The 13120-nt window shown below is 66.5% G+C and carries 5 protein-coding genes; 2 read left to right on the top strand and 3 right to left on the bottom strand.

Features of this window, described 5'->3' with window-relative positions:
- Positions 1-19 precede the first annotated feature (19 nt).
- Positions 20-1525: an NAD(P)H-hydrate dehydratase gene (locus H3H39_RS11415; protein WP_182153515.1), complete on the bottom strand. Its 1506-nt coding sequence runs from the start codon at positions 1523-1525 to the stop codon at positions 20-22.
- Between the two features lie 175 nt (positions 1526-1700).
- On the opposite strand from H3H39_RS11415, the gene H3H39_RS11410 reads away from it, so the two are divergent.
- Positions 1701-5306, top strand: coding sequence for a hydantoinase B/oxoprolinase family protein (locus tag H3H39_RS11410; RefSeq protein WP_182153514.1), 3606 nt, complete (start codon positions 1701-1703; stop codon positions 5304-5306).
- A gap of 69 nt (positions 5307-5375) precedes the next feature.
- On the opposite strand, the gene H3H39_RS11405 is transcribed toward H3H39_RS11410, so the two are convergent.
- The gene (locus H3H39_RS11405; RefSeq protein ID WP_182153513.1) at positions 5376-7013 is read right to left on the bottom strand and encodes a tetratricopeptide repeat-containing response regulator; all 1638 of its coding nucleotides are present in this window, start codon (positions 7011-7013) and stop codon (positions 5376-5378) included.
- 21 nt (positions 7014-7034) lie between these two features.
- Complete coding sequence (locus H3H39_RS11400) at positions 7035-8735, bottom strand: response regulator (RefSeq protein WP_182153512.1); 1701 nt, start codon at positions 8733-8735, stop codon at positions 7035-7037.
- Between the two features lie 320 nt (positions 8736-9055).
- Here H3H39_RS11400 and purL point away from each other — a divergent pair, with 320 nt between their 5' ends.
- Positions 9056-13105 carry a phosphoribosylformylglycinamidine synthase gene (gene purL, locus H3H39_RS11395; RefSeq protein ID WP_182153511.1) on the top strand — a complete coding sequence of 1350 codons (4050 nt, stop codon included), beginning with the start codon at positions 9056-9058 and terminating at the stop codon, positions 13103-13105.
- Positions 13106-13120: the final 15 nt, after the last annotated feature.

Genomic DNA, 13120 nt, shown 5'->3' with positions numbered 1-13120 from the left:
CAGTCGAACCCGCTGCGCTTCAGCGCGCGTGCTGCTGTACCAGGCGGTTGATCGCCGCGCGAATGGCAGGTGTCAGCTCGCCGGCCGTCAGGCCGATCGGTCCTACGCCATCGTTCACCAGCACATCGGCCGCCATGCCATGCAGCCAGACTGCGGCCAGCGCCGCCTCCCACTGAGGCCAGCCTTGGGCCAGCAGGCTGCCGCACAGGCCGGCCAGTACATCGCCCGTGCCAGCGGTGGCGAGCGCTGGATTGCCGGTCGTGTTGATGACAGCGTCGCCATCGGGTCTGGCGATCACGGTCCCCGATCCTTTCAGCACGACAGTGGCCCGCAGTTGCGCCGCCAGCTTGCGCGCGGCCGATAAGCGGTCCGCCTGCACGGCGCCGATGGCGATCCCCAGCAGGCGCGCCGCTTCCAGTGGGTGGGGCGTGATGATGCAGCCGGCGGCGCGCGCCGCGACGGCCGCCTGCAATGCGGCGTCCGACGCGAGCAGGTTGAGCGCGTCGGCGTCGGCCACCAGCGGGCTGGCGCTCGCCACAGCCCGTTTCAGCAGGTCCACCGATTGTGGCGCCGTACCCAGGCCGGGGCCCAGTACCAGCACCGCGCTATCGAGGTCGAAACCGGCCGCGGCCCGGCACATCAGCTCCGGCTGGCCGCTGTCGTAGGCTGGCGCGTCGTCCGCGAATACGGCGAACACGCGCCCCGCGCCCGCGTGCAGCGCGCTGCGCGCTGCGAGGATGGGCGCGCCCGCCATGCCGCGCGCGCCGCCCACCACCGCCACATTGCCGTAACTGCCTTTGTGGCTGTTCTGGCGCCGCAGTTTCAGGTGGCGCGCGAAGAAGCGCACATCGTTCAGGTGCATGCGGGCAGGGGGGAACTGGCGCGGCTCCAGATCCAGCGGGGCCACACTCACTTGCCCGGCGTAGTCGCGTCCATCGCAGGTGTGCAGCCCTGGCTTGTCGCCGATGAAGGTGATGGTATGGGTGGCGTGCACGGCCACGCCATCCGGTCCGACGATGGCGCCGGTATCGGCATCGAGGCCGCTCGGTACGTCGAGCGCCAGCACAGGGCAGGACAGGGTGTTGACCGTGTCGACCAGCGTGCGCAAGGCGCCGCTAACGGGACGGGCCAGGCCGATGCCGAACAGGCCGTCGATCACCAGGTTCCAGTCCGTGCCTGCCATGGTGCTGGTGCCGATATCGATGAAGCGCGCATCGCTGTGTTCTGCGCGCCGCTGCGCGGCCGTCCGTTCCGCCGACGGTGCGCCAGCGGGCGGAAAATGCAGGACCTCCACCTGGACGCCTGAATACGTCAGGTTGGCGGCCGCCTCCAGCGCATCGCCGCCGTTGTTACCCGGCCCGGCCAGCACCAGCACCCTGGCCTGGTTGGTCGAGAAGGGTAGCATGTCGAGTGCCGCGTTGGCGGTGGCCTGGCCGGCGCGCTGCATGAGCGTGCCCGGCGGGAGCGCCGTCGCGGCTTGCTGTTCGATAGCGCGGATCTCCGCGACGGCATAAAGTGGGTTCATAGACGCATCCGATCAAGTGTGTAAAACGGCAGGTCCGGCCTGCGCGCCAGCGCGAAAACCCGCTGGCGATTGATGTTCGTACAATTTTAGCATCGAAATAATCCATTCAACCGTGTCGCGCGTACGCTGGCCCACACACTACAATATGCGCTTCTTGTATAGCATTGAGGTCGGCATGGATTGGCAATTCTGGATAGATCGCGGCGGCACGTTTACGGACATTGTGGCGCGGCAGCCGGATGGCCGCCTGCGCACGCACAAGCTGCTGTCGGAAAATCCTGAACAGTATCGCGACGCCGCCATCGCCGGCATCCGCCAGCTGATGGGACTGGGGCCCCGCACGGCCATTCCCGTGGCGCAAATCGAGGCCGTCAAGATGGGGACCACGGTGGCCACCAACGCCCTGTTGGAACGCAAGGGCGAACCGACGGCGCTGGCCATCACGCGCGGTTTTGGCGACGCGCTGCGCATCGCTTACCAGAACCGTCCCCGTTTGTTCGCGCGCCACATCGTGCTGCCGGAACTGCTGTACGGCCATGTGATCGAAATCGACGAGCGCATGGACGCGCACGGCGACGTGGTTGTGCCGCTGGACGCCGACGCTGCCCGCGGCGGGCTGCAGGCCGCTTACGACCAGGGCCTAAGGGCACTGGCCATCGTCTTCATGCACGGCTACCGCTACCACGAGCATGAACAGCGCGTGGCGCAAATGGCGCGCGAGATCGGCTTTACCCAGGTGTCGGTATCGCACCAGGTCAGTCCCTTGATGAAACTGGTGGCGCGCGGCGACACCACCGTGGTCGACGCCTACCTGTCGCCCATCCTGCGCCGCTACGTGGACCAGGTGGCGCGCGAGATGCCGGGGGTAAACCTGCAATTCATGCAATCGAATGGCGGCCTGGCGGACGCGCGCGCGTTCCAGGGCAAGGACAGCATCCTCAGCGGCCCGGCCGGCGGCATCGTCGGCATGGTGCGCGCCAGCCGGCTGGCCGGATTCGAGCGCGTGATCGGCTTCGACATGGGCGGCACCTCGACCGACGTGTCGCATTACTCGGGCGAGTTCGAGCGCGTGTTCGAAACCCAGGTGGCGGGCGTGCGCATGCGCGCGCCCATGATGAGCATCCATACCGTGGCCGCCGGCGGCGGCTCCATCCTGCATTTCGACGGCAGCCGCCTGCGGGTGGGGCCGGACAGCGCCGGCGCCAACCCGGGCCCGGCCAGCTACCGGCGCGGCGGGCCGTTGGCCGTCACGGACTGCAATGTCATGCTGGGCAAGATCCAGCCCGGCCATTTCCCGCACCTGTTCGGCGCCGAAGGCAAGCAGCCGCTGGACGCGCAGACCGTGCGCACCCGCTTCACCGAGATGGCCGCCCAGATCGCGGCGGCGACCGGCAAGCCGGCCACGCCGGAACAGGTGGCCGAAGGCTTCATCGAGATCGCCGTCGGGAACATGGCCAACGCCATCAAGCAGATCTCCGTCCAGCGCGGCCACGATGTGACGGAATACACGTTGACCAGCTTCGGCGGCGCCGGCGGCCAGCACGCCTGCCTGGTGGCCGATGCGCTGGGCATGAAGACAGTCTTCATCCATTCACTGGCTGGCGTGATGTCGGCCTACGGCATGGGCCTGGCCGACCAGAGCGCCATGCGCGAGGCGGCCGTGGAGGAAAAACTGGCCGATGAGCGCCTTGCGCACCTGGAAGCGCGGCTGCACGCGCTGGGTGACGAAGCGCATGCGGAACTGGTGCGCCAGGGCGTCGCGCCGGAACGCATCACCGTGCTGCGCCGGGTCCACCTGCGGTACGAAGGCACCGATTCCGCGCTGGTCGTGCTATTCGATACGGCCGGCGCGATGCAAGCCCAGTTCGAATCCGCCTACAAGAAACGCTTCTCTTTCCTCATGCCGGCCAAGGCGCTGATCGTGGAGGCGGTATCGGTGGAGGCACTGGGCCGCTCCGACGCGCCGGCCGAAATGGTCACGCCGGCACCGCGCCGGGTGTCCGGCCTCACGCCGCAAGCCGTGGTGCGCATGTACAGCGGCGGCCAGTGGCGCAACACCAAGCTGTATCAGCGCTCGGCCACCCGCATTGGCGACATCATCAAAGGCCCGTCCATCATCGCGGAAGCCAATGCCACCACAGTGGTGGAGCCGGGCTGGCAGGCCGAAGTCACGCCGCACGACCATCTGGTGCTCACGCGCGTGGAGGCGCTGCCCCAGCGGCGCGCCATCGGCACCACGGCCGATCCGGTCATGTTGGAGATCTTCAATAACTTGTTCATGTCGATCGCGGAACAAATGGGGCTGCGGCTGCAGAACACGGCCTACTCGGTCAATATCAAGGAGCGGCTGGACTTCAGCTGCGCCATCTTCGACGCAGACGGCAACCTGATCGCCAACGCGCCCCATATGCCGGTGCATCTCGGTTCCATGGGGGAGAGCATCAAGACCGTGATGCAGGCCAACGCGGGCAGCATGCATCCGGGCGACGTCTACATGCTCAACGATCCCTACCACGGCGGCACCCACCTGCCTGACGTGACGGTGATCTCGCCCGTGTTCGACGAGGCGGGCGGGCAGATCCTGTTCTACGTCGGCTCGCGCGGGCACCATGCCGACATCGGCGGCACCACGCCCGGTTCGATGCCGCCCGATTCGCGCAGCATCGAGGAGGAGGGCGTCCTGATCGACAACTTCAAGCTGGTCGACGGCGCCGCCGGCGGCCAGTTGCGCGACGCCGAAGCGCGCGCCCTGCTGGCCGGCGCCACCTGGCCGGCCCGCAATCCCGACCAGAACATGGCCGACCTGCGGGCCCAGGTGGCCGCCAACCAGAAAGGCGTGGACGAGCTGCGCAAGATGGTGGCCCACTTCGGCCTCGACGTGGTGCAAGCTTACATGGGTCATGTGCAGGACAACGCCGAGGAAGCCGTGAGGCGCGTGATCAGCGCGCTGCGCGATGGCAGCTATACGGTCGAGCTGGACAACGGCGCCCGGATCCAGGTGGCCGTGCGTGTCGATCAGGCCAGCCGCAGCGCCGAAATCGACTTCGCGGGCACGTCGGACCAGCTGGAGAATAATTTCAACGCGCCGTCGGCGGTCTGCATGGCCGCCGTGCTGTACGTGTTCCGCACGCTGGTCGATGACGACATTCCGCTCAACGCCGGCTGCCTCAAGCCGCTCAAGGTGCTGATCCCGCCCGGCTCCATGCTCAACCCGCACTATCCCGCCTCCGTCGTATCGGGCAATGTCGAAACGTCCACCTGCATCACCAACGCGCTGTACGGCGCGTTGGGCGTGATGGCGGCCGCGCAGGGCACGATGAACAATTTCACCTTCGGTAACGCGCGATACCAGTACTACGAAACCATCAGCGGCGGCTCAGGTGCGGGGCCGGGCTTCGACGGCACCAGCGTGGTCCAGACCAATATGACCAACTCGCGCCTGACGGACCCGGAAATCCTGGAATTCCGCTTCCCCGTGCGGCTGGAGAGCTACGCCATCCGCCATGGTTCCGGCGGCGCGGGACGCTGGCGCGGCGGCGACGGCGGTGTGCGCAAGGTGCGCTTCCTGGAACCGATGACGGCCGCCATCCTGTCCAACAACCGGATCCACGCACCATTCGGCATGGCGGGCGGTGCGCCGGGCGCGTTGGGCCGCAACAGCGTGTTGCGGGCCGATGGCAGCGTCGAACATTTGGGTCACATCGGCAAGACCGAGATGCGGACGGACGACGTGTTCGTGATCGAAACGCCGGGCGGTGGCGGCTACGGCCAGCCGGAGTAAATCCGGCGGGTCCTGCGAGTCTGGCGGGGCCGGCGCGTCCGGTGGACTTGCGCCGCACCCGCCGCGCCGTCACGCGGTGGTGGAAATACCGTACTTGCGCTGGGTGGCCGTGTACTGGTTGAGCAGGATGGGCAGAGCGGGGTGGTTGGGGTCCAGCCGGCGGATGCGCTCCAGCAGGTGGTTGCACTGTTCGGCCACGGGCGCTTCCCAACCCAGGTCGTCCAGTTGCTTGAGCATGGCCGAGGCGGCCGCTGGCAGCAGCGCCATATTGCCCGGTGCCTTGCGCAGCGCGCCATTGAGCGTGTCGATGGCCGCCCGCAGGTCGCCATGGGCGCGCTTTTCGGCCGCGTCCAGCAGCAGGTCGTCGAGCTGGCGCGAGATGGCTTCGCTCACTCCGGTGGCCAGGTCGTGGCGGCCGGCCTTCTCGAACACGCCCACGGCTTCGTCCATCGAAATGCCGCTGTCGGTGTCGTTGGTCAGTTCCACCATCAGCGAAGTGGCTTCGTTATCGAGTTTGTTTTTCAGGCAGCTGTGCACCAGGCCCACCTTGAGGCCGTTGGACAGGCCGCGCGTCATGCTCATGGTGCGCACGGCGTTACGCAATTCGGCGGCGGCGGCGAGGGGGTTGTCCATCAGTTCCGCCACCAGGCTGGCGGCCACGGAACGGCACACTTCCGTGTTGGCATTGCCGCGCGAAGAGCGCTCCAGATCCCGTATCACGCCGCCGGCCTGGTTGGCGTCGCCTTTTTTGACCAGGGTCTTGACCAGGTTGACGTGGTCTTCCGGGTCGCGGAATTCCGAATACTTCGCCTTCTGCACCACCTGTTTGAACGCCTTCTCGGCCACCATCACATCGCCCGTCTCAAAGGCCACTTCGCCCAGTTGGCGCAGGCGCTGCACCATGTGTGGCGAAATGGCGACCGCGTCCTCCAGGATGCGCTTGGCCATCACGTTCTGGCCCATGGCCACATGGGTTTGCGCCAGCAAATCGTAGGCCGCCATGAAGCGCGGATTGTGCGCGATCAGGTTGTCCAGGGTCTGTTGGGCCTCTTCATACTTCTGCAGTCCGAACTGGCAGCGGGCCAGGCCAAGGTGGGCCCAGCCGATGGGGCGCGTGAGCAGTATGGTCTGGTAAATGAGCTCCGCTTCCTCCAGCTCGTTCTGGCGCAAGTGCAGTTCGGCGCGCAGGCGCGCGAACTCGATGGCATGGCGTGCGTGCGTGGCCTCGCACTCGAGGCAGGTGGTGATGGCCTTGCGGATATTGCCCATGCCGATCAACTGGTACACGGGCAGGAAGTAGGAGCGGCGCTCGACGGCGCGCGCGATGCGCTGTTGCAGCACGTCGACCGTGAATGGCTTGAGCACGTAGTCGTTGGGCGTTAGTTCGGCGGCGCTGATCACTTTGCTGTACACGCCTTCCGACGTCAACATGATGAAGATGGTCCACTGCGCGATCAGCTTGTGGTGGCGCAGGTCTTCCAGCAGTTGCTGGCCATCCTGGCCGCTGTCGCCGGCGCCACTGCCCAGGTCGTATTCGCACAGGATGATGTCGTAACTTTTCTTGTTCAGCTGGCTGATGGCCGTACCCGAACTCACCGCGTCGTCGACGCGGTTGATGCCGGACTGGTTCAGCATATTGCGCAAGGTGGCGCGCATGCCGGGGTTGGGGTCTACCAGCAGGACGGAAAGTTCAGCGTAATCTTGCATGTATCGGTTTCCAGGCGTGGCCTAAGCGGCCGAAGGTGAAGGTGAGGTTGACGGCGCAGGTGCGGGCGGCTGCGGCGCCGGATGCGCGGCGGCGAGCTGCGCGCCATGCTGCTTGCGGATGGCCACGTACTGGGTCAGCAAACCAGGCAGCAGCGGATGCTCGGCATTGTGCTCGCGGATGCGCCGCAGCAGGGCCGTGCACTGGCCGAACAGGGCCGCGTCCCAACCCACGTCGGCCAGTTGGCGCAACATGGCGGTGGCGGCGACCGTCCACAGACCCGTGTGCTCGGGATTGCGTTGCAGGGCCAGGTGCAGCACCTCGACCGCGCCGCGCAGGTCGCCCTGGCGGCTCTTTTCCGCCGCCTGGCGCACCATCGCGTCCACCGCCGAATCGAGGTTGGCATGGTGCTGCTTGACCAGCTCCGGCCGGTCGGCCTGTTCGCAGATGGCCAGCACCTGCGATGCGCTCACGCCGCTGTTGGGGTCGGCCGTCAGTTCCGCGAACAGGGCGTTGGCCTGTTCGTCCATGCGGTTGACGAGGCAGCTGTGGGCCAGGCCCAGCTTCACATTGCTCGACATGCCCGTCGCCTCGGCCAGCTTGTTCATGGCCTTGGCCAGTTCGGCGGCCGCGCCGGCCGCGTCGCCTTTCAGTTCCAGCACCATGGAGGCGGCGTAGGCGCGGCACACTTCCGTGCCGGCACTGCTGCGCAGGGACCGCTCCAGGTCGCGCACCACGGCGCTGGCGGCTGTCGCATCGCCTTTCTTGACCAGTGTGCGCACCAGGTTGACATGGTCGGATGGATCGCGAAACTCGGAATGGCGGGCCTTGGCGACCACCTGCTTGTAGGCTTGCTCGGCGCCCGCCACATCGCCCACAGCCAGCGCCACATCGCCCAGATGGCGCAGCCGGCGTACCATGTGGGGCGAGATGGCGACCGCGTCCTGCAGCACTTGTTTCGCGGCCTCGTCGTTGCCCCGGACGCGCAGGCACTGGGCCAGCAGGTCGTAGGCGGCCATGAATTTCGGGTTGGCGGCCACCAGCGCTTCCAGCAGGGCCTGGGCTTCGCCATGGCGCCCCAGGTGCGACAGGCAGCGCGCCTGGCCCAGTTGCGCCCAGCCCAGCGGCTTCGATTGGAGGATGGCGGCGTAGACCTGCTCCGCTTCCGCGTGCCGGTCCAGGCTCACCAGCAGTTCGGCCCGCAGCCGCGCGTAGTCGGTGGCGTAGCGGGGCTGGCTGGTTTCCGCCGCCAGGCAGGCATCAAGCGCCTCGCGCGCCTTGCCTTGGCCTATCTTCTGGTACACGGGCAGGAAGTTGGCGCGCCGCTCCAGGGCGCGGCCTATGCGCTGCGACAGCACATCGACCGTGAACGGCTTGAGGATGTAATCAGTGGGCAGCAGCTCGGCCGCGCTCACCACCTTGCTGTACACGCCTTCGGCCGTGAGCATGATGAAAATGGCCCACTGGCTGATGACGCGGTGGTGCCGCAAATCCTCCAGCAACTGCTGGCCGTCCTGGCCGGCGTTCTCGGCGCTGCCGCCCAGGTCGTATTCGCACAGGATCACGTCATAGGACTTGGTGCCCAGCTGGCGGATGGCGGTGGCCGAACTGACGGCGTGGTCGACCTTGGTGATATTCACCTGAGTCAGCATGTTGTGCAGACTGGCGCGCATGCCCTGGTTGGGGTCGACGATCAGGACCGACAGGTTGCTATAGTCTGGCATGGTGGACTTTCGTGGGCCGGGCCGCAGGGGCGGTGAGTCCTTATCGGCAGGCTTCAGCAAAATTTGAAACAAGCATACTCCAAGCAACGAAAAAATTGCAGCGCTTGATAGTGTTTCTCGCCCGGCAAGCCCGTTTTCGACCGTGAAACGGCAAAAAATGTTGCTTCGGCGGCACTTTTTGCGCCGAATTGGGGCTGTGGGGAGAGGGGCGAAAGCGGTATAATGCGCGCACAGGAAATTTTGCAATATCGCATACGTTCAGTTTCGTGCCGTCTCATTCTTTAAATCCGCAGCCTCGCTGCATCAACCATCTCCAAACCATGTTGATTCTGCCGGGCTCCAATGCCCTGTCCGCATTCCGTAGCCAACGCCTGTTAACCCAACTGCAAACGGTGCTGCCCGCCGTGGCCGCGGTGCAGGCCCGATATGTCCACTTCATCGATGCCGCCGCGCCCCTGTCGGCCGACGAGAGTGCCCGCCTGGGCGCGCTGCTGACCTACGGCGAACCGGCCCATGCCGAGCACGCCGAAGGCGCGGTCGAGGAATTCTTCGTCATTCCCCGTTTCGGCACCATTTCGCCGTGGGCTTCCAAGGCCACCGACATCGTCCATAACTGCGGCATGGCGCATATCAAGCGCGTGGAGCGGGGCGTGGCCTTCCGCATCAACCTGAAGGCGGGCTTCCTGGGCACCGGCATCGGCGCCGTCAAGAAGCTGTCGGAGCCGGAAGTGCAGGCCGTGGCCGCGCTGCTGCACGACCGCATGACGGAATCGGTGCTGCGCCATCCGGACGAGGCATCGGCCCTGTTCCGCACCCTGGACGCCCGTCCGCTGGAGACGGTGGACGTGCTGGGCGCCGGCAAGCAGGCGCTGGAAAAGGCCAACACGGACCTGGGCCTGGCCATGTCGGACGACGAGATCGAGTACCTGGACGCCGCCTTCACCAAGGCTGGCCGCAACCCGACCGACGTGGAACTGATGATGTTCGCGCAGGCCAACAGTGAGCACTGCCGCCACAAGATCTTCAACGCCGACTGGACCATCGACGGGGTGGCGCAGGACAAGTCGCTGTTCCAGATGATCAAGAACACCCACCTGCTGCAGCCCAAGGGCACCATCGTGGCCTACAGCGACAACTCGTCCATCATGGAAGGCGCGGAAGTGGCGCGCTTCTTCCCGCGCGGCGCGAACCATGAATACGCCGCCTCGACCGAGCTGACCCACACCCTGATGAAGGTGGAAACCCACAACCACCCGACCGCCATTTCGCCATTCCCGGGCGCCTCCACCGGCGCCGGCGGCGAGATCCGCGACGAAGGCGCGACCGGCCGCGGCGCCAAGCCCAAGGCTGGCCTGACCGGCTTCACCGTCTCGAACCTGATGCTGCCGGGCGCCGTGCAGGCCTGGGAAAACGCGGCCAGCGTAACGGCCGCCGCCGGCTACCGCGATACGGCCAAGGCCTACGGCAAGCCAGACCGCATCGCCTCGGCGCTGCAGATCATGATCGAAGGCCCGCTGGGCGGCGCCGCGTTCAGCAATGAATTTGGCCGTCCGGTACTGGGCGGTTACTTCCGTACCTACGAACAGAACATCGGCCGCCAGTTCGCCGGCGCCAGCGACACCGTGTATGGCTACCACAAGCCCATCATGATCGCCGGCGGCATCGGCAACATCTCGGGCCAGCACACGCACAAGAACGACATCCCGGTCGGCAGCCTGCTGATCCAGCTGGGCGGTCCCGGCATGCGCATCGGCATGGGCGGCTCGGCTGCCTCGTCGATGGCGACCGGCACCAATACGGCCGACCTGGACTTCGACTCGGTCCAGCGCGGCAACCCGGAAATGGAACGCCGCGCCCAGGAAGTGATCAACGGTTGCTGGCAAATGGGCGCGGCCAACCCCATCATCTCGATCCACGACGTGGGCGCGGGCGGCCTGTCGAACGCCTTCCCGGAAATCACCAACGACGCCAAGCGCGGCGCCATCTTCGACCTGCGCAAGATCCCGCTGGAAGAAAGCGGCATGGCGCCCAAGGAAATCTGGTCCAACGAATCGCAGGAACGCTATGTGCTGGCCATCGCGCCGGACAGCCTGCCCGCGTTCCAGGCCCTGTGCCAGCGCGAGCGCTGCCTGTTCGCCGTGGTCGGCGTGGCGACCGAGGAACGCCAGCTGAAACTGGTCGACCCTGAACTGGGCAACAACCCGGTCGATATGCCGATGGACGTACTGCTGGGCAAACCGCCCAAGATGCAGCGCGACGTGCATCACGTGCAAAACGACTTCCCCGCCATCGACCTGACCGGCATGGACCTGGAAGAAGCGGCCAAGCGCGTGCTGCTGCTGCCGACCGTGGGCGACAAGTCCTTCCTGATCACCATCGGCGACCGTTCCGTGGGCGGCATGAGCGTGCGCGACCAGATGGTCGGTCCCTGGCAGGTGCCGGTGGCCGATTGCGCCGTCACCGCCATGAGCTTCGAAGGCTACCTGGGCGAAGCCATGGCGATGGGCGAGCGCACCCCGCTGGCCGTGATCGACGCGCCGGCCTCGGGCCGCATGGCCGTCGGTGAGGCGATCACCAACATCGCCGCCGCCGCCATCCGCGACATTTCCGACATCAAGCTGTCGGCCAACTGGATGGCCGCCTGCGGCCAGCCTGGCCAGGACGCGGCCCTGTACGACACCGTGAAAGCGGTCGGCATGGAACTGTGCCCGGCGCTCGGTATCAGCATCCCGGTCGGCAAGGATTCGCTGTCGATGCGCACCACCTGGCGCGACGAGGCGCAGGAATCGAAAGCCGTCACCAGCCCCGTGTCCCTGATCGTCTCGGCCTTCGCGCCGGTGCATGACGTGCGCAAGTCGCTCACGCCGCAGATCAAGACGGACGCCGGCGATACGGCCATGATCCTGATCGACCTGGGCCGCGGCAAGAACCGCCTGGGCGCGTCGGCGCTGTCGCTGGTCATGGGCCAGCTGGGCAACGAGACGCCGGACGTGGACAGCGCGGAAGACCTGAAAGGCTTCTTCGCCGCCATCCAGCAACTGAACAACGACGGCAAGCTGCTGGCCTACCACGACCGTTCCGACGGCGGCCTGTACGCCACGCTGGCTGAGATGGCCTTCGCCGGCCGCGCCGGCCTGTCGATCAACCTCGACATCCTGACGCTGGAGCAGGGCCATGGCGCCGACCAGGGCGACGCCAAGAACTGGGCCGGCCAGATCGCCGAGCGCCGCAACGAGCAAACCATCCGCGCGCTGTTCTCGGAAGAACTGGGCGCTGTGATCCAGGTGCGCGCCGACGAGCGTTCGCAAGTGATGGACGTGCTGCGTACGTTCAACCTGGGCGCCTGCAGCCACATTATCGGCAAGCCGAACGACCGTGGCGTGATCGAATTCACGCGCGACGCCAAGACCATCTACAGCCAGCCGCGCGCCGCGCTGCACCGCCTGTGGAGCGAAACCAGCTGGCGCATCGCGCGCCTGCGCGACAACCCGGCCTGCGCCGACGCGGAATACGACCGCCTGCTGGACGAAACCGATCCTGGCATGACGCCCAAGGTCAGCTTCGACCTGGCCGACAACGTGGCCGCGCCATTCCTGGCCATGGGCGTGCGTCCGCGCGTCGCCATCCTGCGCGAGCAGGGCGTGAACTCGCACATCGAGACGGCGTACGTGATGCACCAGGCCGGCTTCACGGCCGTGGACGTGCACATGAGCGACCTGATCGCCGGCCGCGTCAAGCTCGATGACTTCCAGGGCATCATCGCCGTCGGCGGCTTCTCGTACGGCGACGTACTGGGCGCCGGCGAAGGCTGGGCCAAGACCATCTTGTTCAACGCCGCGCTGGCCGACCAGTTCGCACGCTTCTTCAACCGCGGCGACAGCTTCGGCCTGGGCGTGTGCAACGGCTGCCAGATGATGAGCAACCTGAAGTCCATCATCCCGGGCGCCCATGCCTGGCCCAAGTTCACCACCAACAAATCGGAGAAGTTCGAAGCGCGCTTCTCGATGGTGGAAGTGCTGGATTCGCCGTCGATCTTCTTCAGCGGCATGGCCGGCACCCAGACCGCCATCGCCATCGCCCACGGCGAAGGCTATGCGGACTTCAGCCAGACCGGCAACATCAACGAAGCCGTGGCCGCCATGCGCTTCATCGATAACCGCGGCGCCGCCACGGAAGCCTATCCGTACAACCCGAACGGCTCGCCGCAGGGCTTGACGTCGGTGACGACGGCCGACGGCCGCTTCACGGTGATGATGCCGCACGCCGAGCGCGTGTTCCGCACCGTGCAGCAGTCGTGGCACCCGGAAGCGTGGGGCGAGGATTCGCCTTGGATGCGCATGTTCCGTAACGCCCGCAAGTTCGTCGGCTAAGGAACCCGCTGCAAT

This window comes from Rugamonas apoptosis, from assembly GCF_014042355.1.
Classification (GTDB): domain Bacteria; phylum Pseudomonadota; class Gammaproteobacteria; order Burkholderiales; family Burkholderiaceae_D; genus Rugamonas; species Rugamonas apoptosis.
Note: the sequence above shows the minus strand (reverse complement) of the source record. Positions and strands in the feature narration are given on the sequence as shown.